Annotated in this window: 42 protein-coding genes and 2 tRNA genes; 41 read left to right on the top strand and 3 right to left on the bottom strand. The window is 59.7% G+C overall.

Translation table 11 applies throughout. The features are described from left to right. Window positions 1–273: 273 nt before the first annotated feature. The 3 genes from PCLY_RS24780 to PCLY_RS05105 form a co-directional block, all read right to left on the bottom strand. On the bottom strand, window positions 274–450 hold the full coding sequence (locus PCLY_RS24780) for a hypothetical protein (protein ID WP_156458557.1): 177 nt from the start codon (window positions 448–450) through the stop codon (window positions 274–276). A gap of 790 nt (window positions 451–1,240) precedes the next feature. Continuing rightward, a complete protein-coding gene (locus PCLY_RS05115) occupies window positions 1,241–1,792 on the bottom strand; it encodes a hypothetical protein (RefSeq protein ID WP_197432146.1) in 552 nt (183 codons plus the stop codon). A gap of 459 nt (window positions 1,793–2,251) precedes the next feature. After that, window positions 2,252–2,971, bottom strand: a complete 720-nt coding sequence (locus PCLY_RS05105) for a S24 family peptidase (RefSeq protein WP_061238209.1) — start codon at window positions 2,969–2,971, stop codon at window positions 2,252–2,254. 117 nt (window positions 2,972–3,088) lie between these two features. On the opposite strand from PCLY_RS05105, the gene PCLY_RS05100 reads away from it, so the two are divergent. The 41 genes from PCLY_RS05100 to PCLY_RS04915 all read left to right on the top strand — a co-directional run bounded on the left by PCLY_RS05100 (window position 3,089) and on the right by PCLY_RS04915 (window position 24,286). After that, entirely contained in the window at window positions 3,089–3,325 is a 237-nt protein-coding gene (locus PCLY_RS05100) for a helix-turn-helix domain-containing protein (RefSeq protein WP_061238208.1), read from the top strand. Between the two features lie 283 nt (window positions 3,326–3,608). Continuing rightward, window positions 3,609–4,031: a phage regulatory CII family protein gene (locus tag PCLY_RS05095; protein WP_061238207.1), complete on the top strand. Its 423-nt coding sequence runs from the start codon at window positions 3,609–3,611 to the stop codon at window positions 4,029–4,031. Window positions 4,032–4,098: 67 nt separating this feature from the next. Further along, complete coding sequence (locus PCLY_RS05090; protein WP_197432143.1) at window positions 4,099–4,845, top strand: HNH endonuclease; 747 nt, start codon at window positions 4,099–4,101, stop codon at window positions 4,843–4,845. Next, the gene (locus PCLY_RS05085) at window positions 4,838–5,638 is read left to right on the top strand and encodes a hypothetical protein (RefSeq protein WP_061238205.1); all 801 of its coding nucleotides are present in this window, start codon (window positions 4,838–4,840) and stop codon (window positions 5,636–5,638) included. Before PCLY_RS05090 ends, PCLY_RS05085 begins: the two co-directional genes overlap by 8 nt. Next, window positions 5,628–6,431 carry an ATP-binding protein gene (locus tag PCLY_RS05080; RefSeq protein WP_061238204.1) on the top strand — a complete coding sequence of 268 codons (804 nt, stop codon included), beginning with the start codon at window positions 5,628–5,630 and terminating at the stop codon, window positions 6,429–6,431. Before PCLY_RS05085 ends, PCLY_RS05080 begins: the two co-directional genes overlap by 11 nt. Further along, window positions 6,428–6,640: a hypothetical protein gene (locus PCLY_RS05075; protein WP_061238203.1), complete on the top strand. Its 213-nt coding sequence runs from the start codon at window positions 6,428–6,430 to the stop codon at window positions 6,638–6,640. Before PCLY_RS05080 ends, PCLY_RS05075 begins: the two co-directional genes overlap by 4 nt. Before the next feature lie 109 nt (window positions 6,641–6,749). Beyond that, window positions 6,750–6,989 (top strand): preprotein translocase subunit YajC, encoded by a 240-nt coding sequence (locus PCLY_RS05070; protein WP_061238202.1) that lies wholly within the window; start codon window positions 6,750–6,752, stop codon window positions 6,987–6,989. Beyond that, window positions 6,982–7,197 carry a hypothetical protein gene (locus tag PCLY_RS05065; protein WP_061238201.1) on the top strand — a complete coding sequence of 72 codons (216 nt, stop codon included), beginning with the start codon at window positions 6,982–6,984 and terminating at the stop codon, window positions 7,195–7,197. Before PCLY_RS05070 ends, PCLY_RS05065 begins: the two co-directional genes overlap by 8 nt. Beyond that, window positions 7,194–7,583 carry a hypothetical protein gene (locus tag PCLY_RS05060; RefSeq protein ID WP_061238200.1) on the top strand — a complete coding sequence of 130 codons (390 nt, stop codon included), beginning with the start codon at window positions 7,194–7,196 and terminating at the stop codon, window positions 7,581–7,583. Before PCLY_RS05065 ends, PCLY_RS05060 begins: the two co-directional genes overlap by 4 nt. Further along, a complete protein-coding gene (locus PCLY_RS05055; protein ID WP_061238199.1) occupies window positions 7,580–7,798 on the top strand; it encodes a hypothetical protein in 219 nt (72 codons plus the stop codon). The genes PCLY_RS05060 and PCLY_RS05055 overlap by 4 nt, the downstream gene beginning before the upstream one ends. Beyond that, a complete protein-coding gene (locus PCLY_RS05050) occupies window positions 7,791–8,249 on the top strand; it encodes a hypothetical protein (protein ID WP_061238198.1) in 459 nt (152 codons plus the stop codon). Before PCLY_RS05055 ends, PCLY_RS05050 begins: the two co-directional genes overlap by 8 nt. After that, window positions 8,242–8,493, top strand: a complete 252-nt coding sequence (locus tag PCLY_RS05045) for a hypothetical protein (protein WP_061238197.1) — start codon at window positions 8,242–8,244, stop codon at window positions 8,491–8,493. The genes PCLY_RS05050 and PCLY_RS05045 overlap by 8 nt, the downstream gene beginning before the upstream one ends. A 98-nt stretch (window positions 8,494–8,591) precedes the next feature. Next, window positions 8,592–9,062 carry a recombination protein NinB gene (locus tag PCLY_RS05040; RefSeq protein ID WP_061238196.1) on the top strand — a complete coding sequence of 157 codons (471 nt, stop codon included), beginning with the start codon at window positions 8,592–8,594 and terminating at the stop codon, window positions 9,060–9,062. Next, entirely contained in the window at window positions 9,059–9,349 is a 291-nt protein-coding gene (locus tag PCLY_RS05035) for a DUF1364 domain-containing protein (RefSeq protein WP_061238195.1), read from the top strand. Before PCLY_RS05040 ends, PCLY_RS05035 begins: the two co-directional genes overlap by 4 nt. Beyond that, a complete protein-coding gene (locus PCLY_RS05030) occupies window positions 9,346–9,561 on the top strand; it encodes a hypothetical protein (RefSeq protein WP_061238194.1) in 216 nt (71 codons plus the stop codon). Before PCLY_RS05035 ends, PCLY_RS05030 begins: the two co-directional genes overlap by 4 nt. Window positions 9,562–9,763: 202 nt before the next feature. Beyond that, entirely contained in the window at window positions 9,764–10,123 is a 360-nt protein-coding gene (locus PCLY_RS05025) for a DUF1064 domain-containing protein (RefSeq protein ID WP_061238193.1), read from the top strand. Next, entirely contained in the window at window positions 10,123–10,416 is a 294-nt protein-coding gene (locus tag PCLY_RS05020; RefSeq protein WP_061238192.1) for a hypothetical protein, read from the top strand. The genes PCLY_RS05025 and PCLY_RS05020 overlap by 1 nt, the downstream gene beginning before the upstream one ends. Further along, a complete protein-coding gene (locus tag PCLY_RS05015) occupies window positions 10,413–10,856 on the top strand; it encodes a dATP/dGTP diphosphohydrolase domain-containing protein (protein ID WP_061238191.1) in 444 nt (147 codons plus the stop codon). The genes PCLY_RS05020 and PCLY_RS05015 overlap by 4 nt, the downstream gene beginning before the upstream one ends. 1 nt (window position 10,857) lies before the next feature. Then, window positions 10,858–11,994: a helix-turn-helix domain-containing protein gene (locus PCLY_RS05010; RefSeq protein ID WP_061238190.1), complete on the top strand. Its 1,137-nt coding sequence runs from the start codon at window positions 10,858–10,860 to the stop codon at window positions 11,992–11,994. Continuing rightward, window positions 11,991–12,356: an antiterminator Q family protein gene (locus PCLY_RS05005; protein ID WP_061238189.1), complete on the top strand. Its 366-nt coding sequence runs from the start codon at window positions 11,991–11,993 to the stop codon at window positions 12,354–12,356. The genes PCLY_RS05010 and PCLY_RS05005 overlap by 4 nt, the downstream gene beginning before the upstream one ends. Before the next feature lie 108 nt (window positions 12,357–12,464). Further along, window positions 12,465–12,680, top strand: a complete 216-nt coding sequence (locus PCLY_RS05000; RefSeq protein WP_061238188.1) for a hypothetical protein — start codon at window positions 12,465–12,467, stop codon at window positions 12,678–12,680. Between the two features lie 168 nt (window positions 12,681–12,848). Further along, window positions 12,849–12,924: transfer RNA gene (locus PCLY_RS04995), tRNA-Thr, on the top strand. A 4-nt stretch (window positions 12,925–12,928) separates the two neighbouring features. Then, window positions 12,929–13,004, top strand: a tRNA-Asn gene (locus PCLY_RS04990). Window positions 13,005–13,046: 42 nt separating this feature from the next. Next, a complete protein-coding gene (locus PCLY_RS04985) occupies window positions 13,047–13,442 on the top strand; it encodes a hypothetical protein (protein WP_231740106.1) in 396 nt (131 codons plus the stop codon). A gap of 28 nt (window positions 13,443–13,470) precedes the next feature. Then, window positions 13,471–13,644, top strand: coding sequence for a hypothetical protein (locus PCLY_RS24775; protein ID WP_156458556.1), 174 nt, complete (start codon window positions 13,471–13,473; stop codon window positions 13,642–13,644). A 289-nt stretch (window positions 13,645–13,933) separates the two neighbouring features. Further along, entirely contained in the window at window positions 13,934–14,104 is a 171-nt protein-coding gene (locus PCLY_RS24770; protein ID WP_156458555.1) for a hypothetical protein, read from the top strand. Beyond that, the gene (locus tag PCLY_RS04980; protein WP_197432142.1) at window positions 14,104–14,727 is read left to right on the top strand and encodes a putative metallopeptidase; all 624 of its coding nucleotides are present in this window, start codon (window positions 14,104–14,106) and stop codon (window positions 14,725–14,727) included. The genes PCLY_RS24770 and PCLY_RS04980 overlap by 1 nt, the downstream gene beginning before the upstream one ends. A gap of 31 nt (window positions 14,728–14,758) precedes the next feature. Next, the gene (locus PCLY_RS04975; protein ID WP_061238185.1) at window positions 14,759–15,220 is read left to right on the top strand and encodes a DUF2280 domain-containing protein; all 462 of its coding nucleotides are present in this window, start codon (window positions 14,759–14,761) and stop codon (window positions 15,218–15,220) included. After that, entirely contained in the window at window positions 15,207–16,502 is a 1,296-nt protein-coding gene (locus tag PCLY_RS04970) for a terminase large subunit domain-containing protein (RefSeq protein WP_061238184.1), read from the top strand. Before PCLY_RS04975 ends, PCLY_RS04970 begins: the two co-directional genes overlap by 14 nt. Window positions 16,503–16,505: 3 nt before the next feature. Further along, window positions 16,506–17,876 (top strand): DUF4055 domain-containing protein, encoded by a 1,371-nt coding sequence (locus tag PCLY_RS04965; RefSeq protein ID WP_061238183.1) that lies wholly within the window; start codon window positions 16,506–16,508, stop codon window positions 17,874–17,876. Next, on the top strand, window positions 17,876–18,964 hold the full coding sequence (locus PCLY_RS04960) for a phage head morphogenesis protein (RefSeq protein ID WP_061238182.1): 1,089 nt from the start codon (window positions 17,876–17,878) through the stop codon (window positions 18,962–18,964). The genes PCLY_RS04965 and PCLY_RS04960 overlap by 1 nt, the downstream gene beginning before the upstream one ends. A 9-nt stretch (window positions 18,965–18,973) precedes the next feature. Continuing rightward, window positions 18,974–19,219, top strand: a complete 246-nt coding sequence (locus PCLY_RS04955; RefSeq protein WP_061238181.1) for a hypothetical protein — start codon at window positions 18,974–18,976, stop codon at window positions 19,217–19,219. After that, window positions 19,216–19,434, top strand: coding sequence for a hypothetical protein (locus PCLY_RS04950; protein WP_061238180.1), 219 nt, complete (start codon window positions 19,216–19,218; stop codon window positions 19,432–19,434). The genes PCLY_RS04955 and PCLY_RS04950 overlap by 4 nt, the downstream gene beginning before the upstream one ends. Window positions 19,435–19,456: 22 nt before the next feature. Further along, window positions 19,457–19,675, top strand: coding sequence for a hypothetical protein (locus PCLY_RS24765; protein WP_156458554.1), 219 nt, complete (start codon window positions 19,457–19,459; stop codon window positions 19,673–19,675). Window positions 19,676–19,796: 121 nt separating this feature from the next. Continuing rightward, the gene (locus PCLY_RS04945) at window positions 19,797–20,555 is read left to right on the top strand and encodes a hypothetical protein (protein ID WP_061238179.1); all 759 of its coding nucleotides are present in this window, start codon (window positions 19,797–19,799) and stop codon (window positions 20,553–20,555) included. Window positions 20,556–20,581: 26 nt separating this feature from the next. After that, window positions 20,582–21,574 (top strand): major capsid protein, encoded by a 993-nt coding sequence (locus PCLY_RS04940; RefSeq protein ID WP_061238178.1) that lies wholly within the window; start codon window positions 20,582–20,584, stop codon window positions 21,572–21,574. Further along, window positions 21,574–22,392, top strand: a complete 819-nt coding sequence (locus PCLY_RS24760; protein WP_061238177.1) for a hypothetical protein — start codon at window positions 21,574–21,576, stop codon at window positions 22,390–22,392. Before PCLY_RS04940 ends, PCLY_RS24760 begins: the two co-directional genes overlap by 1 nt. Beyond that, entirely contained in the window at window positions 22,389–23,009 is a 621-nt protein-coding gene (locus PCLY_RS04930; protein WP_197432141.1) for a TylF/MycF/NovP-related O-methyltransferase, read from the top strand. The genes PCLY_RS24760 and PCLY_RS04930 overlap by 4 nt, the downstream gene beginning before the upstream one ends. A 4-nt stretch (window positions 23,010–23,013) precedes the next feature. Further along, entirely contained in the window at window positions 23,014–23,511 is a 498-nt protein-coding gene (locus tag PCLY_RS04925) for a DnaT-like ssDNA-binding protein (protein ID WP_061238175.1), read from the top strand. Continuing rightward, on the top strand, window positions 23,508–23,891 hold the full coding sequence (locus PCLY_RS04920) for a hypothetical protein (RefSeq protein WP_061238174.1): 384 nt from the start codon (window positions 23,508–23,510) through the stop codon (window positions 23,889–23,891). The genes PCLY_RS04925 and PCLY_RS04920 overlap by 4 nt, the downstream gene beginning before the upstream one ends. After that, a complete protein-coding gene (locus PCLY_RS04915) occupies window positions 23,891–24,286 on the top strand; it encodes a hypothetical protein (RefSeq protein ID WP_061238173.1) in 396 nt (131 codons plus the stop codon). The genes PCLY_RS04920 and PCLY_RS04915 overlap by 1 nt, the downstream gene beginning before the upstream one ends.

Here is a 24,286-nt window from a genome sequence, read left to right as displayed (position 1 = left end):
CGGTAGATGACATCGGTTGATGGATGGCCGGTGATGAAGTCCGGCTTGCTGCCGCGCGCTGTGTAGCCGTTCGCCGCGTGAGCCCGGCAAGGTTGCGCCCACGTCGTTTGCCTGCGGATCGCCTGTTTCCCGGTTTTTGATGGAAGGCCGGCACCTTCTTTGCCATGGTCGATGCCTCGACTTGGCCGCTCTCAGTCCACTAGGCACTTGCGGATCATCACTCCGCATTCATCCATCACCGATGCCATCTGCCCTGCTAGGCAGGGCGGTGGCTCATGGAAGTCGTGGCGCTGCGGAAATTTTCGTGCGCAGTTTCGCGCGGTGAATGTGGAACCATTCGATACCGTTCTCGCGATCCGATGTCCAGCGTGCGCTCTCTCGGCACTCGGCAATGACCTCGGCGATGCTTGCGATTACAGAGCGCTGGCTGGTCTCTCCAATGCGGCGCATGTCCTTTCCTCTTGAGTGATACCCTGCGGCGTTAATCACCGATGCGAACCCTAAGCGCGCATTGGTGATGCCACTCTTGCGAATGGCATCGAGGAAATCTGTTTTGCTAACCCCGCGCAGCGATCTGGCTTCTTGCGGGGCTTTCCGCACTTATGTCGGTATGGCTTCACTGCCTCAGATGGCAGCTCGGCGCTCAGTGTTTTGGCCTTGGGCTTCCCTCGCATCGCCTGCAATCTGAATAGGGCGGTGGTCATGGGGCATCGTGTTGCTCCGCGCTTGAGTGCAGCCCGGCGGCCCGGTGGGTAGTGGGCACGTATGCGCGGATTGCCGACCCGATCTGTCGGCTGGGCTTAGTTCTTCATTGGCTGGGTTCTCCTGTTGTGTTTGTTCCACTCTCATGCGTCACGCATTGCCCGATTCGTATCACTGACCAGGGTGCTACTGGCTCGCCCTGGCTGGCTCGCATGAGATTGGCGTCCTCCCATATGGGGAGTCCGGCAGGTTCCAGAGCCTGCATGGGGCGTGAATTTCTTGCTCGCGCTGTACGGTTGCCCGGATCACGCCGCGAGGTTCCCTGATTGTGTAAAGAGCGTTGGCTTTCGCCTGGCCAGTTGTGGCTGGCTTGTGAGTAAATTTAGCCATGCGCTAAAGTCTCGTCAATAGCTTTGAGCTAAATTTCTAGCTAAAGCCTGATTTTTCGATTTGCGCTGTTATCTTTTGCGCGCAATTCGTTTCATGCAGGCACAAAAAAGCCCGCTCTAGGCGGGCTCTATTTGCGGAATGGCTGTGGCTATTGGCTCATGATCTGCCGATAGCGGCGTTGGTACTCTTCATAGGACAGGCCTTTCTCGGACATCAGTTGCTGGAGCTGCTGTTGCTGCCATTGCCCTTTGCTCATGCTCTGATCAGAAACGCTCACCGCCTGACTTGTCGCAGTCATGTCGACAGATGGCTTGAGCGTTGCGCCGGCCTTGCTCGGTAGGTCATACATTGCGCCGGTAGCTGGGTCGATGATCAGCATGCCAAGGATGCCCCCAAGCAGAATGTTGCCCCAGTACCAGCCATCGATGCCTGAGTTGATCACGAATTGCTCATCATCGTAGCCATCCTTGCGAAAGGTCACGGTGTAGCGCTCGCCGTCAAAGTAACCGGCGCTGGATGTCAGCTTGACGGTGGCCGGAGTGCTGCCGTTGTAAACGACATTGCCGTCTTCGTCCTTGATCTCAATAGAGGCCCTGGATGGCTCAGAGGTTACTTGGACGGGGTAGGTCTGCTCACTGAATATGCTGGCGCAGCCTGAGATGGAAAACGCTATTGATGCAGCAATTATTGCGGATCGCATGTAGATCTCCTTATCGATAGGCTTTGTGGGATAGAAGCTTAGCCAGCTTATTGGGCTCCGTACTTGATGCTCATGCCAACAGTAGTGTTGAACAAGTTTTCGGCGCTCTGATCCAGGCCATCGCAGCCATTCCGGCAGCTGAAACGCGCTTTTATGGTGTACGTACCGTCCCCGTTATTGATCCTGTATGCCTCGCCGATCATGTTAGGAAGTCGGCGCATAGGGTAAGTGGCGATGTAGGTGTCTGACGCCACAGCCAGACGCATTCCAGTCATCGTCTGCAGTTGGTCGTGCGCCTTGAGCCAACCCGCAGAGCATTGCGCTGGCGTCGCGCATATTGGCGATGGCGCTACCTGAATAGGCGCGCGCGGGGCTTTAGGTTGCTGAGCGCACCCAGCGAGTAGGGTGACAGCAAGCAGTAGAATGGCGGCGCGCATGGCAACCTCCTTGTCATTGGTTTCAGAGGCCGCCTTTCCCGCTTTTATCCCGCACGCGGCCGATTATGGTTATGTGTTCCTGGGCGACATCTGCGGCGATGTCCTCAATCGGGTAGGCCTGGTTATCGCTGACCAGGCGAAGGCTGCCGTCCAGCTTCTTGAACAGCCGCTTGATGCGTAGATCGTTCCCGTATCGCAGTGCATAGACCTTGCCGTCAATGATCTTGGTGGGCTCGTTCTCTTCCATGTTGACCAGCACTGAATCGCCGTCGAATAGCGTCGTCTCCATACTGTCGCCCTTCACCCTGAAGCGCTTGCACTTCTCGGGCTTGATCCGCTCAGCGCGGAACCACGACAGCTTGTAAATCGCCGGGTCCGATTCCTCAATGATCTCGTAGAGCGCCTGGTGTCCATTTCCGGCTGAGAAGTTCACTTGATACTCGCTTATCGCAACAGCCCCGTCCGGCATTGCGTCTTCAGGATCATATGCCACCACGTTGTGGGTAAAGCCTTCGGCGGCTTCTGCAGCCGAGTGCCGCAAGGCATCTAGCCATCCACGCGGCAGTCCCTCTCTATCTTCGATCCGGCGCGCAACGTCGTCGCCGAGGTTCTTTTCGGTTTTCAGGGAAAGGATCTGGCTCAAGTGAGCCGGGTTCAGCTCCCACTTGTCTGCGCATTCCTTCTTTCGGCGATTGCCAATTAGCTCGACCAGGTTGGCCTTGCGGATTTCGTAAATGTCCATTCGCAGATCTTGTCATTGATTAGCTCGCTGCTAAATGTGCGCTCAGCTAAATGTGTGCTTGCTTGTTCGTTAGCCTTGAGCTAAATTCTTCTCCATAAACCATAGGAGAAGCGAACCATGAATGACCATCTGCGCGACTGGCTGGCTAAGACCAGCGCTGATCGCCGTGAACAGGTCGCTAAGGCTGCCGGCACGACAGTTGGCCATCTATGGCAGCTGTCGGGCGGTCACCGCAAAGCCTCGCCAGAACTTGCCGGCCGGCTTCAAGAGGCCTCTGGCGGCGAAATCACTATCGCCGGCCTTCGCCCTGATCTGGTGGCTATTGCTCAGAAAGTTCTGCAGGCCGCCGTTTGACCGCCAGCGACGTTACCACCTGATCAAACCCATCCTGCCGAGCACCACGCTGGCAAGGACGGACCAGTAAGCAGGCGGATTCCAGCTTAGCCCGGAACCGCAACTGAGATTGAAGAGGCTGCAGCTCCATGAGCGCAGCGATGTGGCAGCGAAGGGCAAGCAGTTCGCCCTGGAGAGTTTCGATGGTCGGTTGCATGGGTTTTCACCTGTCGGCTGATCGAGTGATGACAGGTTGCCAACGCCAAGTCGATGGCGCCACGGAAACACCAGCGAGGTTTTACGAATGGACGATTTTCTGAGGGCTTGCCACGACGCCGTGAAGGACGCAGACGCCAAGCGCCTGGCTGCGGATATGGGCCTGCCTCACGTCAGCCTGCTGCAGCGTGCAAACCCGGACAACGACGCGCACAAGCTGACGATCAACCACCTGTTCCAGATCCTGACCCACTCCGGCGATATGCGCCCGTTGCAGGCCCTGGCTGCTGAGTTCGGTTATGAGCTGGTCGCCAAGGAAGCCGTCGCCGCGCAGAACCTCCCGCAAGCCGTTCTCCACATGCACGCGGAAGTCGCTGACGTGACCAAGAGCGTTACCGACGCCCTGGAAGACGGCCGCGTCAGCTCGACAGAGAAAGCACTGATCAAGCGCGAGATCGCCGGAGCCCGCAAGGCGCTCGACGTGCTCGAGCAATCGGTAAAGGCGGCCTGAACGACAGGCACAAAAAAGCCGGGATGACGGCCCGGCTGATTCGTTGAAGCAAAGTTCGAGGATGATTATGAGCACAAGACAACCGATCCGCAAGTCAGTCCGCTTCGAGGTGTTCAAGCGCGACAACTTCACCTGTCAATACTGCGGAGCAAAGGCGCCAGATGTGATCCTGCATGTTGATCACATCAACCCGGTCAGCAAGGGCGGCGACAACGAGATCATCAATCTGGTGACTGCTTGCCAGCCGTGCAACCTTGGGAAGTCAGACCGCGTTCTTTCCGATAGCTCCTCTATTGATCGTCAGAGGGCCCAGCTTGAGGGCCTCAATGAGCGTCGTGAACAGCTTGAAATGATGCTTGCCTGGCGCGACGAGCTCCAATCCTTTGGTGATACCACTGTAGATCTCGTTGCAGAGCGGATTGTTGCCCGCATGCCAGGCCATTCAATCAATGAGCACGGCAGGTCATTAATCAGGAATTGGATCAAAAAGTTCTCAGTTGAAGAAATCCTGGATGCGCTCGATGTTGCCGCAGACAAGATGAGCTCTTCGCCGGACCAGGAAGAGGTGAATGAGTGCTTTGACGCAATCCCTCGTATTTGCGTTACGAGGCGCCTTCCAGAGGTTAAGCAAAAGATGCTCTATGCCAGAGGCATATTGCGTCGCCGCATCTATGTAAACCATTCGATAGTAATGCCGCTCATGGCCAACGCAATTGAGGCTGGCCTTGATGTTGAAGAGCTGATCGAGTTCTCCAAGACGGTCAAAAACTGGACAGAGTTCAGGGCTGCGATGGAGGAAATTGCAAATGGCTAGAGCACGCAACATCAAGCCTGCCCTTTTCAAGAACGAGATTCTTGGTGTAGCCGATCCGCTGCTTACCCTTCTGTTCGAAGGTCTGTGGCTCCTGGCTGATCGTGATGGTCGCCTAGAGGATCGCCCGATGCGGATTAAGGCGGAAATCTTCCCTTACCGCGATGGGATCAACATCGACCAGATGCTCGACTGGCTGGACGAAAAAGACTTCATCATTCGCTACTCGGTCGATGGCAAGCACTACATTCAGATCGACAACTTCACCAAGCACCAGAACCCGCACAAGAATGAGCCGTCGTCTGAAATCCCTTCTGTATCAGATGGTTGTGTTCGTTCCGAGAAAATCGGTACTAGCTCCGAGAAAATCGGAAGCGCTCCGGCTGATTCCCTCTCTACTGATTCCCTTAACCTGATTCCTGATCCCCTCACTGCGCAAGCGCAGCAGGACGAGCCGAGCTGCGAAGAGTTGTTCGCTCGGTTCTGGAATCTCTACCCCCGCAAGGTCGGCAAAGACAAAGCGTCCAAGGCCTGGGCAAAGCTCAAGGTCGACTCCGGCCTGTTCGCCAAGATCACATCCGGCTTGGCGGCTCAGGTTGCGTCGCCTGACTGGCGCAAGGATGGCGGCCAGTACATCCCGCATCCGACCACATGGCTGAACGGCAAGCGCTGGGAGGACGAAGTTCGTCTGCCGGACAACGTTCACCACCTGCCAACCAGCAAGCACCACGACTTTGCCGAACGCGACTACACCGCAGGCCTGGTCGAACGGGAGGGTGGAACCTATGGCTTCTGAAAACGTTGTGAGCATCGCTGAAGCTGTCTCTGCGCCGCAGTTCCAGCAGGCAATTTGCGAGACGCATGGCCCGTTCCAGCAAAAGCTGACCAAGATCCTGAGCAAGGTGTTCACGTCTCCTTGCCCTGTTTGCCATGGCGAACAACTGGCCAGAGAGCTGGAAGAGAAGACCGCTCGAGAGGCCTGGCAGCGTCGCATGGACATGAACATTCGCCTTGGCTCCGCTGCAATCCCGAAGCGTTTTGAGGGTAAGTGCTTCGAGGACTACAGGGCTGTCAGCCGTGGTCAGGTCAAAGCCTTGGAGACCTGCATCGACTTCGCGGAAAACTTCGACAAGCACAGTGACGCTGGGCGCTGCCTGATGATGCTTGGCACCCCTGGGACCGGTAAGTCCCATCTCGGTACCGCTATCGCGAACCACGTGATCAAGCATAGCGGCGCTACTGCTGTGTACCGGACCATCGGCTCCGTGTTCCAGGCAATACGCGAGAGCTACGGCGATCAGGGCAGCAAGAGCGAAGGCCAGATTCTCGAGCCTCTGATTCGCGCTGACCTTCTGGTGCTGGACGAGGTTGGCGTGAGCAAGGAGCAGCCTAGCGACTTCGAGCTGCGCATGACCTTCGCGATCATCAACGGCCGGTACGAGCAGAAGCTGCCCACCGTGATCATCTCCAACCTGTGCGTTGACGAAGTGAAGGTTGCCCTGGGCGAACGCTCTGCCGACCGCCTGCGCGAGGGTGGCGTGATCGTACTGCTGTTCAACTGGCCGTCTGAGCGGGGTGCCATCCAATGAAATGGGCCAAGCGTTCTGACTGCGTTGCTGTGAGCGACAGCAATCCGCCCTACAAGGTCGCCAAGTTCATGGTTGGTGACCAAGCCAAGTACCGGGCCAGCGTGCGCGGCGAGTTCATCGGCCGCGTGTGCGACGACGCCAAGGAAGCCCAAACCATCTGCGAGAACCACCTGCAGATCATGGGCGCCGACATGGAGGACGCGGCATGAAGATCGCAATCGTTGTCGCGGGTGCGTTGTTCATTGCTGGCTGGCGGTTTCCTCTACCTGAGGATTACCGCCGCCCGGCTTCCTCATACGCAGGGTGGGGGATTGCGTCATGAGCGAGCGTCCCACCAAGGAATTCCTGGCCTCGCTGATCGTCGGCCAGTCCGTGCGCGTGACACGCCTCACTGGCGACGTTGTGGGTCGCGTATCCGACATCAAGCCACGCCTGTTCAAGGTCCGCATTGGTCGAGAAGTCCGCACCTTCCTGCGCGAAGACGGCGGTGCATTCAACGCGCCGGAAAAGTCGAGCAAATCCTGGCTGCTGCCGCTGGAGGTGAATGCCCATGGCTAAGTTCAAGCTCGAATACGCACACAACGGCGACCTGTACCAGATCGCTATCTACGCAGACAGCTTTGACGATGCGGCCGCCCGCATTGAGTCCATCAAGGCCACCGCCGAGCTGAATGACGGCGTTGTGATCCACGAAGAAGAGGCCAGCGACGCCGCTGTTGCTTGGGCCCAGGTGAGGGTTGAGGCCCTCAAGGAGCAACTGCAATGAACACCAAATGGCACTGCGAGCGCCACGATGGCGGCTGGCTGATTGTTGCGGACTGGGACGGTAAGCAGTTCGCGCAGCACCTGAAGGCGGACCAGATGAAGACGGCGCATGAGCCGGGCTTTGTGTTCTGGTCGGCGGTCGGCTCGATCACCCGAGCGATCAGCGCTTACCGGGCGATGCATGAGAACCAGCGCCACATGTTCGGCCTGCGCAAGCAACTCGACAACCTGCTGTCCGCCGGCTGGCGCGTCTCCTGCCGCGACCCGCTGTGCATCGCCTGCGGTGACCGTAGCGCGACCATCGTAGAAGGAATTCTGATCGAGCAGCAGATGCCTGGCCTGCGCCGCGTTGGCGACGTGTACGAGCGTGTGGGGGTGAGCCAATGAGCATTTTGGATCAGACGCTTTTGGTGAACATGGCCCTCAACGTCTACGACAGGTTTTTTGTCGTTTGGGAGATTTACAAAGACTCCAAATACTCCCGTCTTCGTCGTGGCGCGCTACAGGCGAAGACAATGGGCATTGTCCACCATGACAGGGTTGTTACTGGCAGCCTGCATGCAGTGATCAGGAAGGATCGCATGGAGACCCGCCATGACTAACAGGGCAGAGCTGCGAAAATATGCGGAGCGCGCACTAGCTGCCGGCCTTGGCGGAAATGGTGATCCAGTACCTGCCGTTATCATCAATGCGGATGGCGTCCTATCCCTCCTGGACGAACTCGACGCCAAAGACAACACGCTGATGGCACTGACCACTCGCCATTTCGCCGAGTCATGGAGCCGACGCAGCACAGACGCAAAGCTGGATGAATACCTGTCTGCTGGTATTGCGCAGTTGCAGGAAGAGCGGGACGCAGCTTTGGCTGAGCTTGAGGCGTGCAGGAAGGATGCGGAGCGGTATCGGAATCTTCTTGAGAATGCGGTTGGCAGTTATAGCGGCGAGCAGGTTCCAGTGCTGGTTTGCCGATTCGATCTACCGGTGGATGGATGGCGCGAAGAAGTAAGCCGCAGGATCGACGCCGCTGTGTCGCTGGAGGCCATCCATGACTAACCCGAACTGCTCAATCTGCAAGGGCGAAGGCGTGTTCTATGAACACAGCACGGTTGAAACATGCTGGTGCAGCCTGCCGAGCCAAAGCAAAGCAGAACGCGACGTTTTAGCTGAACTTGAGGCGTACAAGAGCCAGCTACGGGCGCTGATCCACATATCAGATGCGACGGGCTGGGAGCGCCATACCTGCGGAGAGATTGCGAAGGCCAGGGCGCTGCTTGCGAAGGAGGCCAATCATGCCTGACCTCTACGACTACGCCTTCCGCGCCCTGTGCTGGATATGGGCTATCGGTGCGTGTGGGTATATGGAGTTTGTGGCTCGGGTTATGCGGGGTGCCGGCCATGACTGAACGCATCTCCGTAAACAGCGCGTCGAAGCTCTCCGAGGCCATCCACAAGCTGACCCAGCTCTATCGGGACAAGAAGTTTGTGGTGGTCAGCATGCGCGAGGGAAAGGACCGCACGCTTGACCAGAACGCCCTGTGGTGGGCGATGTACCAGCGTATCGCTCAGATGACGCAGATGGGCGACATAGAGGACGTACGCCGCTGGTGCAAGCTCCATCTCGGGGTGCCGATCATGCGCAAGGCTGATGTGGACTTCTTCAACGCATGGAACCGCTCGTTCCTGCACCTGACCTACGAGGAAAAGCTGCACCTGATGGGGCCATGCAACCTGTTCGGTCCTGACGGCTTCCCCGTAACCCGACTTTTCAATCGCGCCCAGGGCATCGCCTACACCGACCAGATCGTGGCCGAGTTCTCTGCCAAGGGTGTCGTATTCTCTGACCTGCTTGGGGAGAACGCAGCATGAGCAAGCTCACCAAGCTGGCCCGTGGACGCGAATGTCAGGTGCGCTTGCCGGGCATCTGCAACCACGACCCGGAAACGACAGTTCTCGCTCACTACCGTCTCGCCGGCACCTGCGGCATGGGTATCAAGCCTCATGACCTGCTGGGAGCCTGGGCGTGCTCGTCGTGCCATGACGAGATAGATCGCCGGACCCGCCGTATCGACGCCGATAGCGCTGCCCTGGCGCACCTTGAAGGCGTAATCCGAACCCAAGCAATCCTCTTGAAGGAAGGGAAGGTAGCCGCATGACCAACGTCACCCCACTGAATGTGAAGCCTGATCGGCTGGCCAATCAACTGGCGATGCACGAATCGATGATGGACGGACTGCGCCAGGTGCTTGAGAAGTATCGCGACATGGAGCTGATGCAGATCTTCATCAACGACGCATTCGCAGAGATCAGTTCGGAGGCCTCAATGGGGCCTCTGGTCATGATCATGGATGGGGATGAGCCGGCATGAATGAATTCTTGAAGTGCGAGTGCCATCGCTGCATTTGGGAGAAGAACATCGGCTCACAAAGCAGCCTTGGCTGGCTTCCTCTGTCGAGCACCAAGATGATCCTCTGCCCTTTGTGCGGCAATAAGCGTTGCCCGCATGCCAGTGACCACGATCTAGCGTGCACAGGAAGCAATGAAAGCGGTCAGCCTGGGAGCATTTACCAATGACCAACTCCCGCGCTAAGACCGCCACGCAGGCGCTAGGCCGTCTCAAGGTCGGCCAGATGAACAAGACAGAAGCAGCATATGACGCTCACCTGAAGCATAAACAGCTCGCTGGTGAGATCGCTTGGTACCGCTTTGAAGGCGTAAAGCTGCGGCTGGCCGACAACACCTTCTATACCCCTGACTTTGCAGTCATGCGCGCTGACGGCGTTATAGAGCTGCACGAGGTGAAGGGCTTCTGGACGGACGACGCGAGGGTCAAGACGAAGGTCGCGGCCGATCAGTACCCGTTCCGAATCGTGGCAGTGAAAGCGCAATCTAAGAAAGCCGGTGGCGGCTGGAAAGTGGAGGAATTCTGATGAGCCCTGAGCTTCAGGCCGTCATGGTCTTCGTCTCCGCGTTCGCCCAGGTTTTCCTGCTGGGGCTGAACAGCAAGCTTCTGCGCGACGACAAGATCGCCGCTGGCTTCGTCGTCAGTTGGCTGATCACTCTGGCCCAGTTCGCCTACATCTGGGCCGTTGCTCACGCCAAGATCGATACCGCGCCGTTCCTGCTGATCTCAGGCTTTGGTGGATCGCTAGGCATCACCTTCGCGCAGTACTTCTATCGCTGGTACGACCGCAAGTTTCATCGAAAAGGGGACAGGGCATGACCGATACCAAGCCGACCAACCCGAAAGACGCAATCGGTAGCGGGAAGCTGCCCATTCACCTTTGGCCAACAACTGCCACGGCAATGGGAAGCCTTGGCCTGCTTGACGGCATGCTCAAGTACGGGCGCAGCAATTGGCGGGCATCCGGCGTGCGTGCGTCGATCTACTTCGACGCGGCCAATCGCCACCTCAACGCCTGGTTTGAAGGTGAGGACTGCGACCCGGATAGCGGCCTGCCGCACCTGGCGCACGCCCTAGCATGCCTTGCCATTGTCGTGGATGCCCAAGCGGCCGGCAAGCTGAATGACGACCGGATGCATCCTGGTGGCTATCGCGCGCTGCTCACCGACCTGACCGGTCACGTGTCACGCCTGAAGGACTTGCACGCCGGGAAGTCTCCTCAGCATTACACGATCAGCTCGACTGCAGAGGGGAAGTGACATGGCAGCGCGCAAAGCGACAGACGAAGAGATCATGGCCGCTCTCGAAGGCCATACCGTTGCCGAGGCGGCCGAAATGCTTGGCATGCATGAGCGCCGGGTATACGAGCACAAGGCGCGACTGGCGCGGCAGGGTTTCAGCCCCGAGCACGACATGACCAAGACTGTGCCTGATGGCTACAAGGTAAAGGGCGTGAGCACCTTCTACGACGGCGACGGAAAGCCGCGTGGCCAATGGGTGAAGTCGACCATCGACGAGGACCGCCAGCGCGAGCTGTTCGAGGCTTCCTGCAAGGCGGCGGTAAAGGACCTCCCCGTGGTGGTGCCGAAGAAAGCCAAGGGCGAATACCTTGACCATCTGCTGACCTGCTATCCCATCGGAGACCCACACTTCGGTGAGTACATATGGGGCGACGAGTGCGGCAAGGACTGGGACCTGACCATTGCGGAGCGCGTGCACTGTGGTGCCATGGCAAGCCTGGTCAGCGCTGCGCCGGCAACAGAGCGCGCCGTGATCATCAACCTGGGCGACGCCGCGCACTATGACTCGATGATCGCCGTGACGCCGCGCTCTGGCCACCACCTCGACGCAGACAGCCGCTACGCCAAGATGGTCGACGTGCTGATCATGGCTATGCGGCAGTGCGTAGAGTCGGCCCTGGCCAAGCACCGCTATGTCCACGTCGTGCATGTCATCGGAAACCACGACGAAACCGGCGCAGTTTGGCTTAGCCGCCTGTTCGATCACCTGTACAGCAAAGAGCCCCGCGTGACCGTCGAGACGACCCCTAGCGTGTTCAGCTACTACCGCTGGGGCAAGAACCTGATCGGCATGCACCACGGACACACGGCGAAGGCTGACAAGCTTCCTGGCGTCATGGCCACCGACCGCGCCCAGGACTGGGGCGAAACCTCTCACCGCTACTGGTACACCGGCCACATTCACCACGAAAGCAAGAAGGAATACCCAGGGTGCGTGGTCGAGTCGTTCAACACGCTGGCCCCGGGTGACAGCTACGCGCACTCGGGCGGCTGGAGATCGCGGCAGAACATGAAGTGCATCGTCTTGCACAAGGAGCACGGCGAGGTCGCTCGTCACACCGTAAACCCAGACATGCTCAAGGGGGCAGCAGCATGAAACAGCTCGATATCGAATACCTGCTGTTGCAATGGGGCATTTGGGTTCGCGTTCAGGCCGGTGTACCTCGCTACGTCTCCCCTCAATACGCACTGATGCGCGATAACGTGCAGATGCATGGCGGGCCTTCTCCGGCGATCAGTGACGACATGGCAATGGTGATCGACCGGCACATTGCCCGTCTGTACGAGCGCTATCCAGAGTGCGGCCAGGCGCTGTGGAACTACTACCGTTATGCCGGAATGACATACCGTCAGCTTGGGCGCCTCATGGGCATGCACCATTCGAAAGTAGAGAAGCTGGTGTCTGTAGGTGCAGGATGGATTGATGGATCGCTAGAGCAGTATGCAGATGCCGCATAACAAGGCTTGACACTGGCAGCCACTGGAGTAGTATTTCGGCTAATGATGCGGTTTTACCGCTTTGAAGCCCTGGCCTAGTGCCGGGGCTTTTTCGTTTCTGGAGGCAGCATGCTCAGACTCGCTCTGTTAGCCGTGCTGCTGACCGGTTGCGCGGCACAGCCTGAGCCGTATCAGGTTGCGTTTAGCCGCGTTTCATCAGAGCGCGTGATGGAGCGAATGGAGTTCTGCGCAAAAGCAGTCTCAGAGATCCCGCTTCCGCTCGACGACGAAGCCAAGAACGCCATTTACAGCGACTGCCTGATCCAGGTAGGCGCCACGATTTAGCCCGCCGACCAGCCGAATTCATCGAAAGGTTGAGCCAACTGGCGGGCTTCCTATTCGGCACTTTGGTGCCTGAAATGCTCGGATGCCGGTGAAAGGCCGGCAGTCTGATGCCGATCGCTCCAGCGCCTCCCCGCGCTCTCTGCCGACTTCGGTCGGCGTTTTATTCATGCCGCTATAGCTCAGCCGGTAGAGCGCCTGCCTTGTAAGCAGGATGTCCTGGGTTCGAAGCCTGGTGGCGGCACCATTGATGACATGTAGCTCAGTTGGTAGAGCCGGCGACTGTTAATCGCCTGGTCGCAGGTTCGAGTCCTGCCGTGTCAGCCATTTACCCAGCAGCACCGGCCCGGCGAAGGGCCAGGAATGCCTATGAGATTGCCGACCATGACCGAGCCAGCATCGACAACCGCAGGAGGGTTCCTTCTGTGGAAGCTGGCCACTTGCCTTATCGTCCTGGCAGTAGTGCTCGCAACCATCGTCGTGATGGCCATGACCCTGCCGAAGACCATCAAGGAGTTCGTGGTTGCGCTGATCAGTACCGTGGTGTTCAGCCTCGGCGGTGGCGCATTCGTCGTGATGAAGCTCGGCCTGATTGGTTGGGCACACGATTACGTTGGCCTGGTTGCCCTGGCTGGCGTGGTGTTCGCCTGCGGCCTGCCGGCCTGGGTGCTGGTCCGCGCCTTCTATGCATACGCAGAAGCACGCAGCCAAGGCACGGGCTTCATCGACATGATTCGCGAGATCAAGCAGGCGGTGTGGAAGTGAAGCGCGAAGAATACGAAGGCATCTGACCATGGCCTGGCTAATCCCCGCACTCCTGTTCTTGGCTGCGGTGGTGTTCTGGCGCCTGTCGTTCCGTACTGACGACCATCTCGTCGCCTGGGTGCGCTTCTTCGCTGCATTGCTGCTGATCTGCATTGCGCTGATCTACAGCCTGGTTCTGCTGGTTGGGTGGGCGTTGGCATGAGCGTCGTAGAGCTTAAGCCGAAGGTTAGACATTCAGTCGGAGACGCAGTTTGCGGTAACTGCCGGCATGAATGGGTAACCACCGCGCCGGCCGGAACAACTCAGCTTGAGTGCCCGAAGTGCGCGACTTACCGTGGAGCGTTCAAGCATCCATTCGGCCCGTGCGAAGGCGATGAGAGCTTCAAGTGTGATTGCGGGAGCTTCGACTTCTACATCTCGCGCAAGCCTGGCCACGCCAGTGGTGCGGTGTACTGCCGTGGCTGCGGTAACGAGGCGACAGGGTGGTTTGAGTGACGGCAAAAGCCTATCTGGTAATGCGCGCACGACTACCCTGGTGGTGGCGCGCCTACATGTACGGCGTTGCAATTACCTGCTGGCTGACCGGCGCAGAGCCTGACTGGCCGAAGGTATCGGACAAGATCATCAAGGCCGCTCGCTTTCATGTTGAGGCGAAGAAGTAGTGACCCGCCCAATGCCGCCCGAGTCCATTGGCCAGTTCGCCGATGGCAAGGACTGGGCAGACGCCTACATACCAGCACCTGAAGTGCTGCAGTGGGCCATGGACACGTTCGTCCTTGAAGGCGCTCCGCTATTCAACGAAGACCACGCACACCTGAAGGACGCGCCAATCGCGTTCCTGTGGGCTGCAGGTGGATTCGAGAAGCAAGGCCGCTGGGTGCTCGGTCAGTGTGAAGACGTGACGTTTCGCTGCGGCGCCTGGCAGAAGGGCAGGCAGGAACAGCAGATGCTGCAGTGGTTCGGCTACGTGCCGAGCTTCCTGATCACTCTGGCCGCCGATTACTGCGCAGAATGCTCTGATGCTGAGTTCTGCGCCCTGGTAGAGCATGAGCTGTACCACATGGAACAGAAGACCAACTCTGAAGGTGAGCCGCAGTTCACCGATGAAGGCCAGCCGAAGCTGAAGCTGCGCGGCCATGACGTCGAAGAGTTCGTTGGTGTCGTTCGCCGGTACGGTGCGAGCGAAGGCGTAAAGGCCATGGTTGAGGCAGCCAACAAGGCGCCCGAGGTGGCCAAGATCAACATTGCGAGGGCCTGCGGAACCTGTCTGCTGAAGTCGGCATGACCTCTGACAGACCCGAGACGGACGTGAACCTATGGCAGCTCTGAATAATGAGGTGAAGAGCTTCATAGTTCAGGCCCTGGCCTGCTTTGACACGCCGTCGCAAGTTGCCGCCTCGGTAAAGGAAGAGTTTGGCATTGAGGTCAGCCGCCAGCAGTGTGAGCAGCACGACCCGACCAAGCGGGCGGGGCGAGATCTCGCCAAGCGCTGGGTGACGCTGTTCCACGACACCCGCAAGCGGTTCCGCGAAGACACTGCCGAGATTCCAATCGCCAATCGATCGTACCGTCTCCGCATGCTGGGCCGGCTGGTCGAGAAAGCCGAGAGCAGCCGCAACGCTCGCCTTGCCCTGCAGGTGCTCGAGCAGGCTGCGAAGGAATGCGGCGATGTTTACGTAAATCGGCAGACCAAGGCCGAGGCTGACCCGGGCTACACTACGCCGACCAGGGTAGAGGTCGAGATCGTCGACGCCAGGAAGCGCGATGCCGACGCTTAACGTGCCGCAAGGGCAGTTCATTGGCCTGCCGCACAAGTTCAGGGCATTCGTTGCCGGGTTCGGCTCAGGCAAGACCTGGGTAGGTTCGGCTGGCATCTGCAAGCACGTTTGGGAGTGGCCAGGGATCAACTCCGGCTACTTCGCCCCGACGTACCCGCAGATCCGCGACATCTTCTTCCCGACCATCGAGGAAGTTGCCTTTGACTGGGGCCTGAAGGTCAAGACGAAGGAAGGCGACAAAGAGGTCGAGTTTTACTCTGGTGGACGGTGGCGCAGCACGACCATCTGTCGGTCGATGGAGAAGCCGCAGACCATCGTAGGCTTCAAGATCGGACACGCCTTGGTCGATGAGCTTGATGTTCTGCCGGTGCTCAAGGCGCAGCATGCCTGGCGCAAGATCATTGCCCGGATGCGCTACAACGTGGACGGCCTGAAGAACGGCGTCGACGTGACGACCACACCCGAGGGATTCAAGTTCGTCTATCAGCAGTTCGTGAAGCAGTTGCGCGAGAAGCCGCACCTGCAGGCGCTGTACGGGCTGATTCAGGCGTCAACCTACGACAACGAGCTGAACCTGCCGGGTGACTACATCGACTCCCTCAAAGAGTCCTACCCGCCGCAGCTGATCCAGGCCTATCTGGATGGCCAGTTCGTCAACCTGCTGTCTGGCACGGTCTACCACGCCTACGACCGCAAGCTGAACGGATGCAAGGAAGTGCACCAGCCTGGTGAGGCGCTGCACATCGGGATGGACTTCAACGTCGGCAAGATGAGCGCGATCACCCACGTGAAGCGCGACGGCATGCCATGCGCCGTGGATGAGCTGGTGGACGGCTACGACACGCCGGACATGATCAAGCGCATCAAGGAGCGCTACTGGCGCTACGAGAACGGCGCGTACCAGAAGACGTGCGAGATCCTGATCTACCCGGACGCCTCTGGCGATTCCCGCAAGTCGGTGAACGCTAGCGCGACCGATATCGACCTGCTCAAGCAGGCAGGCTTCAAGGTTAAGGCCCCGGCCGCTAACCCGCCCGTCAAGGATCGGGTCAACGCCATGAACGCAATGTTTCACAACGCAGCAGGCGAGCGCCGGTACAAGGTCAACGCCGACAAGTGCCCCATGTACGCCGACGACCTGGAGCAGCAGGTTTGGGCAGCCAATGGCGAGCCCGACAAGTCGCAGGGCAATGACCACCGGCCTGACGCCGGGGGCTACTTCATACACCACGAATACCCGATTGTTCGCCGAGTGGCGACCTCTCAGCCTCTAAGGATGTGACCGATGACCGACGACCCGAGCGTACTGCACCCGGCTGTGGTGAAGATGCGCGAGTACCTGTCTATCGTCGGCCCGCTGCTGGGCGGAACGCTGGCTATGCGCGAGGCTGGGGAAGCGCTGCTGCCGCGCTGGCCGGCTGAGGACTCCGAGGCGTACAAGTGCCGCCTGTTGACTTCGACGCTGCTGCCAGCATACAGCGAGACCATATCGAACATGGGCAGCCGCGTGTTTGCCGAGCCGATCCAGCTTGGTGACGATGTGCCGGCGCGCCTGATGGAGTACTGGCAGGACATCGACCAGCAGGGCAACGATGGCACCGTGTTCGGGCGCGTCTGGTTCGAGGATGCCCTGGGCAAGGCCATCAGCTTTGCCTATGTCGATTTCCAGAACATCGCGCAGCCCGATCAGCCTGAAGGCGTGGTGACGGCGGCTGACCTGATTGCAGTCAATGCCCGTCCTTATGCCATCCACGTCCGCCCTGAGCAGCTGCTTGGCTGGAAAGAGGACGGCGGCCAGCTGACCCAGTTCCGTTTCATGGAGATGGTTTCCGAAGAGCAGGGCGCATTCGCCGAGAAGCACATCGAGCAAGTTCGCGTGCTGGAGCCTGGTTATTGGGCTGTCTACCGCAACAACGGGAAGGACGGATGGGCGCTGTACGATGAAGGTGTGACCAGTCTGGGTTACATCCCAATCGTGGCGCTCTACACCAAGCGCACAGGCTTCATGTCGGCCAAGCCCCCGCTGCTTGAGCTGGCTCATCTGAACGTCAAGCACTGGCAGAGCCAGAGTGATCAGGACACCATCCTGCACTATGCCCGCGTCCCTATCCTGTTCGGCGCCGGCTTCGACAAGGATGCAGAGATCGAAGTGGGCGGCGGTCGCCTGGTGCGCAACGATAACGCCGAGTCCAAGCTTTCGTTCGTCGAGCACACCGGCAAGGCCATAGAAGCCGGCCGCGTATCGCTCAAGGATCTGCTGGAAGAGATGCGCATTGCCGGCGCCAAGCTGCTCCGCGTCGAGAATGCATCGCCGAAGACCGCCGAGCAGGCCAAGGAAGACGCAGCAATCGAGATGTCCCCGCTGCAGATGATGGCAACCCAGTTCGAAGACGCCTACGCCCAGGTTCTGCAGATCATGGCCGACTACATAGGCGAGGCAGAGGGCGGCCACGTCCAGGCCAATGGTAACTTCGCCGCCGACTACGTTCCCGAGACAACCCTGCCGCTGCTGCTCAACATGGCCGCGCAAGGCAAGCTGTCTGATGAGACCCTGTTCAGCGAGTACAAGCGTCGTGGCGTGCTGGCCAGTGAGCTGGATTGGGCAAACGAGCGCGAGCGCCTGGATCAGCAAGGGCCTAGCTTGGGTCTGGTCTGATGGCCACCGTCAATAACATCCTTGCTGACGCCGAGATCAGCCATGCCGTGAGCATGCAGCGGTTCAGCAACGGCGTTGTACGGCGCATGATCGCGCTGCTGAACCGGGTGGACGCTGACCTGTTTGCTCGCCTCATGGCTGCAATCGAGCAGATGCCGCCTGGCAGCTTCACCGTTGAACGCCTGGATCAGCTGCTACTGTCGGTTCAGTCGCTGAACTCGCAGGCTTACGCAGCGCTCCGGAGCGATCTGGACGCAGAGCTTTTGGCCTATGCCGAGTATGAGGCAAATTTTCAGCAGAACCTGCTGACCGCGACCATCCCGCAGGCCGTGCAGGTCGTGGTGCCGATCAACTCGGTAAACGCTCAGCAAGTCTACGCCGCAGCGATGGCCAGGCCTTTTCAGGGCAAGCTGCTACGCGAGTACACGCAGAACATCGAGGCCAACCGACTGACACGAATCCGCGATGCAATCCGCATCGGGTTCGTGGAAGGCGAGACGGTTGACCAGATGGTGCGCCGCATTCGTGGCACGCGCGCCAACGGGTACGCTGACGGGCTGCTTGAGACTGACCGCCGAGATGCTGAGGCGATTGTCAGGACAGCCGTCAACCACCTGAGCAACTACACGCGGCAGGCTTTCTACGCGGCGAACGACGATCTGGTCAGCGAGTGGCAGTTTCTGGCCACCCTGGACGGGCGCACCACCATTACCTGCGCAAGTCTGTCGGGCAAGACCTTCCCGATTGGCGAAGGCCCGCAGCCGCCGCGCCACATCAACTGCCGCAGCACGTCGGTTCCGGTGATCAAGGGCTGGCGAGAGCTAGGCCTGTCCGCCGAAGAGATCGGCAAGGGCACACAGGCGAGCATGGACGGCTACGTGGCAGACGACGTGACCTACACGCAGTGGCTGCGCAACAAGCCGGCAGCGTTTCAGGATGAAGTCCTGGGCGCCACGCGTGGCAAGCTGTTCCGCGAAGGAAAAGTGGACATCGACCGCTTCACCAACGACAAGGGCAAGGTCTACACCCTGGAAGAGCTGCGTAAGCGAGACGAAGCGCTGTTTGAGCGGGCTGGGATTGCGGCGTAAGATCGCCGCATGACCGATAAGCCAACATTCACCGTCATCAACGGCACGCCACCGCCAGACACGCCGAAACAGCGTGTGCTGGATCGGATCAAGGCGTCGCGGCCGGCTGATATCGTCAGCTGCCACAGATGCGGCGGAATGGAAGTCATCGAAACCAAGACCGGCGTGACGATCAAGGCCGGCAAGAAGAGCGGCGGCACGAAGCAGTTGCTGTGCGCTTCCTGTTTCATGCGTGGGGAGAGGGTGGTTTTATGAGCATCGAGAAAACAATCGGTGAATATCGCGCTATCAAGGCAGATATGCGGGCAATAATCGACCGTCATATGCAGGCGGCATTCTCTGAGATCAAGCAAGAGTTTGGCGACACACCAACCGCAGTTGGCATTCAAGTCATGGAGCGACATGTCGTCAGCGAAATGTATCCTTCCGGTGTTTATGCTGGATGTGACGTTAGGCTGGCCGGCGAGTGAGCGAGTAGAGGGTGGTGATTGGATGAAACGAATCATTGACCTTATACGCGATGTTCTGCGAAGCGATCAGAGCGTCATCAGCCTGAACAACAACGTGCCGTATGACCGACCAATCCCATTCAGCCCGCACGGGTGTACTTGGGTAGGCAAAGAAAAAGGTTTGCCGCCGCCGCCAATTATCTGGTACGGCGACGCAAGCGATCCTCCAGAGAAAATGATTGATACCAAAGCCCGCCACTGAGCGGGCTTTTTCATGTCCGCTGTCCTGGGACAAGGGACACACAGAGCACAAATTTCCAGCCTCGGCAATGCCGGGGCTTTTTTATGCGCCAAGGGCGCCAACAGTCCCAAGGGGATAACACATGTTCCAACTCAAGCAGCTGTTCATGCAGGAAGAAGGCGGCGACGGCGGTAACGGTGGTGGCGGCCAAGGGCCGGAGATCACTCCCGAGATCCAAGCTCTGATCGATGCTCAGGTCAACGCAGCAGTTGGCGGCCTCAAGGCCAAAAACGGCGAGCTGATCGGCAAGCTCACAGAGCAACGCGAGAAGCTGAGAAGCTTCGAAGGGATCGACCCCGACGCAGTACGCGGAATCCTGCAGCGCTTTGCAGATGACGAGGAAGCCAAGCTGATCGCAGCCGGCAAACTCGACGAAGTGCTGAACAAGCGCACCGAACGCATGAAGTCCAGCTATGACCGCGACCTTGAGGCCGCTCGCCAGGAAGCCACCCGTCACCAGTCCCGAACCGAGAAGTTCGCTTCCCGCGTGCTCAAGGGCGAAGTGATCGGTGCCGCATCCGAAGCCGGTGTGCACAAGTTCGCCATGGAGGACGCCATGCTGGCTGCTTCGCGCGACTTCGAACTGGACGACGAGGGCAACCCCATCGCCAAAGAAGGTCGCTTCGGCAAAGACGGTAAGCCGCTGACCCTCAAGGAGTGGTTCGCGGACATGAAAGAAACGCGCCCGCACTGGTTCCCCGCCAACGCCACCGGCAGTGGCTCGGGTCCGACCGGCAGCGACGCACGGCCAGGTACGCCGCGCAGCCAGATGTCTGCCAAGCAGAAGGCCGCTTTCATCAGCAAACACGGGAAAGACGCCTATCTGGCGCTCCCTAACTGAATCAAGCCATATCGGGAGAATCCATCATGGCCGCAGGTAAAGCTTCTGACTTCAAGGTCTATCAGGACCAGTTCCAGGCAGGTATCGTCGAGACCCTGACCCAGAACAGCAACGCATTCAACGCCGCTTCGGCCGGCGCCATCAGCCTCAGCACCCTGAGCCGTCGCGGTGACTATTCGCAGCAGGCGTTCTTCAAGAACGTGGCGAACCTGATCACCCGCCGCGATACCACCTCGGTATCCGACGCCACCATCCTCGGCATGGCCCAGGACGAGTGGATCAGCGTCAAGCTGAACCGCAAGATCGGCCCGGTCGACCAGACCAAGGACGCCTTCCGCAAGATCATGGCTGGTCTGGCTGAAGACGAAATGAGCTTCCTGCTCGGCGAGATGGCTGCCAAGGCCATGCAAGTGGAAATGCTGAACTCCGCCCTGCGCGCCGGTCGCGCTGCTCTGAACGCGCAGTCGGCGGTCAAGCACACCATCGCCACCAACGGCACCCTGAACACTGCTGGCCTGGTAACCGGTCTGTCGAAGTTCGGCGACGCCGCTGGCCAGATCGTCTGCTGGGTCATGCACTCCAAGCAGTACTACGACCTGGTGCAGGCTCAGATCACCGCCAACATCGACGGTGTGTCCAACTTCAACGTGGCTACCGGCACTCCGGTTACCCTGAACCGCCCGGTTCTGGTGACCGACTCCGACGCGCTCGTTGTCACCGCTGGCTCCGGCTCGGCCGCGACCACCGACTACTTCGCCCTGGGTCTGACCGCCGATGCGCTCATCGTCGAGAACACCGAGGAAGAAGAACTGGTGATCGAGAACGTCACCGGCAAGGAGAACCTGATCACCCGGATGCAAGGCGAGTTCGCCTACAACCTGGGCGTGAAGGGCTTCAAGTGGGACATCGCCAACGGCGGTGCCAACCCGTCCGACGCCACCCTGGGCACCGGTTCCAACTGGGACGCTGTTCGCGGCTCCTACAAGGACTTCGCCGGCGTGGTGATCCAGTCCCGCTAATGCAGTGGGGCATCTACGCCCGTGATGGATTCGAGGGGGCTCTGGCGTTTCGCCAGGGCCTCGTCGAAGCGGGACACCAAGCCAGGCTAAGGTCGCTGTCTGACCACGCGCCTGGCTGCACCGAATCGTTTGATGCTGTCGCTGTCTTCGGCCTTCGCGGCAAAGGCGACATCATCCGCGCCGACTACGCCGGTACGCCGGTTGTCGTCGTCGACTATGGCTATCTCCGGCGCGTGCACGGCGAGGCCGACTTTCAGACAGGCCATTGGCAGGTTGGTCTTGGCGGCCTGAATCAGCTCCCGCCGTGGGATTGCCCGCCTGACCGGTTTGATGCGCTTGGGCTGCGTGTAGCAGAACGCGGTGGCGATCCTGATGGATACGCCCTGATATGCCCGCAGATGCCCGGAGACGCCGCTCACGGCTGCGATCTGGGCGCAATGGCGGCATGGGTGCAGCAACAGGCCGAGTGCTATCCCAAAGCGCGCATCAGGCCGCACCCGAAATCGCCTGAACTGACCTACGGACTAACGCTGGCACCGCCCGACATGGGCGATGCGCTGGCAGGTGCGCGCCTGGTCGTAACAGGCAACAGCAACATGGGGCATGACGCCCTGCTGGCCGGCGTGCCGGTCATCTCGACTTTCCCTGGCGCCGCCTGGGAATCGCTGTCTGGCGAGCAGTTGCCGGACATCAATCAACGTCTCGCGCACTTCTACCGGTGCGCTTGGGGGCAATGGACATGGCAAGAGTTTCGAAGCGGAACAGCAGCGCGGTTTCTGGTGGAGCACCTGCTGCCCAACCGGCCGCCGAAGTGGTGAAGAAGGCTGCCCAACCGGCCGCCGAAGTCGCCCTGCTGGACGCGATCAAGGCCGCGCCAGTCATCGATAGCCGCCGTGAGCACCTGCAGCACGCTGCGCGCAAGGCGCCGGCAGGAACGGCGGCAGAGTTCGGCGTATTCACTGGCAACTCGCTTGCCGCGATCATCGACGTGCGCAAGGGCCTGGCCTACGGCTTCGACTCGTTCGAGGGCCTGCCGAGCGCCTGGGATACCGGCGCAGGTGAGCCGCACCCTGTCGGCCACTTCGCCACTGACCTGCCGACTGACCTGCCGAACCGCGCCCACCTGGTCCCGGGTTGGTTCGCCGACACCGTTCCGGCTTGGCTGGCAGAGCATGACGAGCATCTTGCCCTGGTGCACATCGACTGCGATCTGTACGAGTCGGCCGCCGAAGTGCTCAGCGGCATGAATAACCGCATCGTGCCCGGAACCGTGCTTGTGTTCGACGAGCTGGTCGACTTCGCCGAGTCCTGGTATCCGAACTGGCGTGACGGTGAGTGGAAAGCGCTGTGCGAATGGATCGCCAAGCATGGCCGCAAGGTTGAGCCGCTGGCTCGCACCGCGCATCAGCAAGCCTCTTTCGTCGTGGTGGAGTAAGCGCATGGCACTCGTAATCGAAGACGGCAGCGGCAAGGCTGACGCGGACTCGTTCGCTACGGCTGCCGAGCTCGCACAGTTCGCCGTCGACTACGGGTTCACCGTGCCGGCCGGTACCGCAGATCAGGAATCTCTGCTGCGCCGTGCCGGCGTTGAGATGTGGCGCTTCCAATGGGTCGGCAACCAGTACCACGACGAGCAGGGCTTGCCCTGGCCGCGTTACTACACGATCCGTCGCGGTTTCATCGCTGACGGCGCATCGCTGCCGCGCGCAATCAAGCTGGGTCAGATGGCGCTGGCATGCGAAATCTACCAAGACGACACCGATCCGCCCGAGGCGAGAACAGGTGCGGTGACCCGCGAGCGAGTGGAAGGTGCTGTCGACGTGCAGTACGCCGAGATCACCAGCTACAAGGGGAAGCCTGTGTCAGGCCGCCAGTCGGACGGCTTCTTCTCGAAGTACACCTTGGGTCAGTACAGCGGGAAGTTGGTGCGCGCATGAGTGCGTTCTATGACCGCATGGCGGCTACGGCGCTGCGACTGATCGCGCGCTTCGGCTCCGAACAAACCCTGCGCGACGTGACAGCCGGCGTGTACGACGAAGTCGCTGGGGAGTGGACTACTGAGCCAACCGACCTTGAGCAGCCCGCACAGCTCATCCTGCTGGACTACACGCTGCAGGAATCCGGACTGATGTACGCCGAGGGCTCGCAGATCCAGAAAGGCGACAAGAAGATCATCATCGCCGCCAAGGATCTAGCCTGGCCGCCTTCGCTCACTACGAAAGTGGATGTCGACGGCGTGCTCTGGCAGATCGTCAACGTCAAGGAAGCCAACCCGGCCGGTACGCCGCTCGTTTACTTCTGCCAGGGTCGTAAGTGATGAGCTTCAAGAGCGATATGGCCAGGGCGACGCGCAAGATTGAGCAAGCGCATAACCAGATCGTGCGCACCGCGACAATCGACCTATTCAGCGGCACCATCCGCGATACCCCGGTGGATACCGGACGTGCCCGTGGCAACTGGGTGACCCAGGTCGGCACTCCAGCCCAAGGCGTGATCGCGCGCGACGACACGTCCGGCGCCGCAGCAATCGCCGAGGTCATCGCCAAGACGCCAGAGGGCGCAGGCCAGGAAACGACCATGGCCAATTCGCTTCCGTACATCGACCGCTTGGAGTACGGCTACAGCCAGCAGGCCCCGTCCGGCATGGTCCGTCGCAACCTGGCCCGCGTTCAGCGCATCGTCCAAGCCGCTATCTCGAAATTCAGGGTCTGA

Source organism: Ectopseudomonas composti (assembly GCF_001567565.1).
In the GTDB taxonomy this organism is placed as follows: Bacteria; Pseudomonadota; Gammaproteobacteria; order Pseudomonadales; family Pseudomonadaceae; genus Aquipseudomonas; species Aquipseudomonas composti_A.
Note: the sequence above shows the minus strand (reverse complement) of the source record. Positions and strands in the feature narration are given on the sequence as shown.

What these genes read in the sequence shown, in the direction of transcription:
- PCLY_RS05100 (WP_061238208.1), top strand. Translation starts at nt 3,089, where the DNA reads ATGAATGACCATCTGCGCGACTGGCTGGCTAAGACCAGCGCTGATCGC.
- PCLY_RS04920 (WP_061238174.1), top strand. Translation starts at nt 23,508, where the DNA reads ATGAGTGCGTTCTATGACCGCATGGCGGCTACGGCGCTGCGACTGATC.
- PCLY_RS05025 (WP_061238193.1), top strand. Translation starts at nt 9,764, where the DNA reads ATGACCAACTCCCGCGCTAAGACCGCCACGCAGGCGCTAGGCCGTCTC.
- PCLY_RS05080 (WP_061238204.1), top strand. Translation starts at nt 5,628, where the DNA reads ATGGCTTCTGAAAACGTTGTGAGCATCGCTGAAGCTGTCTCTGCGCCG.
- PCLY_RS05030 (WP_061238194.1), top strand. Translation starts at nt 9,346, where the DNA reads ATGACCAACGTCACCCCACTGAATGTGAAGCCTGATCGGCTGGCCAAT.
- PCLY_RS05040 (WP_061238196.1), top strand. Translation starts at nt 8,592, where the DNA reads ATGACTGAACGCATCTCCGTAAACAGCGCGTCGAAGCTCTCCGAGGCC.
- PCLY_RS04965 (WP_061238183.1), top strand. Translation starts at nt 16,506, where the DNA reads ATGACCGACGACCCGAGCGTACTGCACCCGGCTGTGGTGAAGATGCGC.
- PCLY_RS04945 (WP_061238179.1), top strand. Translation starts at nt 19,797, where the DNA reads ATGTTCCAACTCAAGCAGCTGTTCATGCAGGAAGAAGGCGGCGACGGC.
- PCLY_RS04955 (WP_061238181.1), top strand. Translation starts at nt 18,974, where the DNA reads ATGACCGATAAGCCAACATTCACCGTCATCAACGGCACGCCACCGCCA.
- PCLY_RS04925 (WP_061238175.1), top strand. Translation starts at nt 23,014, where the DNA reads ATGGCACTCGTAATCGAAGACGGCAGCGGCAAGGCTGACGCGGACTCG.
- PCLY_RS05000 (WP_061238188.1), top strand. Translation starts at nt 12,465, where the DNA reads ATGCTCAGACTCGCTCTGTTAGCCGTGCTGCTGACCGGTTGCGCGGCA.
- PCLY_RS24765 (WP_156458554.1), top strand. Translation starts at nt 19,457, where the DNA reads ATGAAACGAATCATTGACCTTATACGCGATGTTCTGCGAAGCGATCAG.
- PCLY_RS04985 (WP_231740106.1), top strand. Translation starts at nt 13,047, where the DNA reads ATGAGATTGCCGACCATGACCGAGCCAGCATCGACAACCGCAGGAGGG.
- PCLY_RS05015 (WP_061238191.1), top strand. Translation starts at nt 10,413, where the DNA reads ATGACCGATACCAAGCCGACCAACCCGAAAGACGCAATCGGTAGCGGG.
- PCLY_RS04970 (WP_061238184.1), top strand. Translation starts at nt 15,207, where the DNA reads ATGCCGACGCTTAACGTGCCGCAAGGGCAGTTCATTGGCCTGCCGCAC.
- PCLY_RS05055 (WP_061238199.1), top strand. Translation starts at nt 7,580, where the DNA reads ATGAGCATTTTGGATCAGACGCTTTTGGTGAACATGGCCCTCAACGTC.
- PCLY_RS05060 (WP_061238200.1), top strand. Translation starts at nt 7,194, where the DNA reads ATGAACACCAAATGGCACTGCGAGCGCCACGATGGCGGCTGGCTGATT.
- PCLY_RS05035 (WP_061238195.1), top strand. Translation starts at nt 9,059, where the DNA reads ATGAGCAAGCTCACCAAGCTGGCCCGTGGACGCGAATGTCAGGTGCGC.
- PCLY_RS24775 (WP_156458556.1), top strand. Translation starts at nt 13,471, where the DNA reads ATGGCCTGGCTAATCCCCGCACTCCTGTTCTTGGCTGCGGTGGTGTTC.
- PCLY_RS05005 (WP_061238189.1), top strand. Translation starts at nt 11,991, where the DNA reads ATGAAACAGCTCGATATCGAATACCTGCTGTTGCAATGGGGCATTTGG.
- PCLY_RS05020 (WP_061238192.1), top strand. Translation starts at nt 10,123, where the DNA reads ATGAGCCCTGAGCTTCAGGCCGTCATGGTCTTCGTCTCCGCGTTCGCC.
- PCLY_RS05105 (WP_061238209.1), bottom strand. Translation starts at nt 2,971, where the DNA reads ATGGACATTTACGAAATCCGCAAGGCCAACCTGGTCGAGCTAATTGGC.
- PCLY_RS24780 (WP_156458557.1), bottom strand. Translation starts at nt 450, where the DNA reads ATGCGCCGCATTGGAGAGACCAGCCAGCGCTCTGTAATCGCAAGCATC.
- PCLY_RS05070 (WP_061238202.1), top strand. Translation starts at nt 6,750, where the DNA reads ATGAGCGAGCGTCCCACCAAGGAATTCCTGGCCTCGCTGATCGTCGGC.
- PCLY_RS04915 (WP_061238173.1), top strand. Translation starts at nt 23,891, where the DNA reads ATGAGCTTCAAGAGCGATATGGCCAGGGCGACGCGCAAGATTGAGCAA.
- PCLY_RS24760 (WP_061238177.1), top strand. Translation starts at nt 21,574, where the DNA reads ATGCAGTGGGGCATCTACGCCCGTGATGGATTCGAGGGGGCTCTGGCG.
- PCLY_RS05085 (WP_061238205.1), top strand. Translation starts at nt 4,838, where the DNA reads ATGGCTAGAGCACGCAACATCAAGCCTGCCCTTTTCAAGAACGAGATT.
- PCLY_RS05050 (WP_061238198.1), top strand. Translation starts at nt 7,791, where the DNA reads ATGACTAACAGGGCAGAGCTGCGAAAATATGCGGAGCGCGCACTAGCT.
- PCLY_RS04950 (WP_061238180.1), top strand. Translation starts at nt 19,216, where the DNA reads ATGAGCATCGAGAAAACAATCGGTGAATATCGCGCTATCAAGGCAGAT.
- PCLY_RS05090 (WP_197432143.1), top strand. Translation starts at nt 4,099, where the DNA reads ATGAGCACAAGACAACCGATCCGCAAGTCAGTCCGCTTCGAGGTGTTC.
- PCLY_RS04940 (WP_061238178.1), top strand. Translation starts at nt 20,582, where the DNA reads ATGGCCGCAGGTAAAGCTTCTGACTTCAAGGTCTATCAGGACCAGTTC.
- PCLY_RS05010 (WP_061238190.1), top strand. Translation starts at nt 10,858, where the DNA reads ATGGCAGCGCGCAAAGCGACAGACGAAGAGATCATGGCCGCTCTCGAA.
- PCLY_RS05045 (WP_061238197.1), top strand. Translation starts at nt 8,242, where the DNA reads ATGACTAACCCGAACTGCTCAATCTGCAAGGGCGAAGGCGTGTTCTAT.
- PCLY_RS05095 (WP_061238207.1), top strand. Translation starts at nt 3,609, where the DNA reads ATGGACGATTTTCTGAGGGCTTGCCACGACGCCGTGAAGGACGCAGAC.
- PCLY_RS05115 (WP_197432146.1), bottom strand. Translation starts at nt 1,792, where the DNA reads ATGCGATCCGCAATAATTGCTGCATCAATAGCGTTTTCCATCTCAGGC.
- PCLY_RS04975 (WP_061238185.1), top strand. Translation starts at nt 14,759, where the DNA reads ATGGCAGCTCTGAATAATGAGGTGAAGAGCTTCATAGTTCAGGCCCTG.
- PCLY_RS05075 (WP_061238203.1), top strand. Translation starts at nt 6,428, where the DNA reads ATGAAATGGGCCAAGCGTTCTGACTGCGTTGCTGTGAGCGACAGCAAT.
- PCLY_RS05065 (WP_061238201.1), top strand. Translation starts at nt 6,982, where the DNA reads ATGGCTAAGTTCAAGCTCGAATACGCACACAACGGCGACCTGTACCAG.
- PCLY_RS04960 (WP_061238182.1), top strand. Translation starts at nt 17,876, where the DNA reads ATGGCCACCGTCAATAACATCCTTGCTGACGCCGAGATCAGCCATGCC.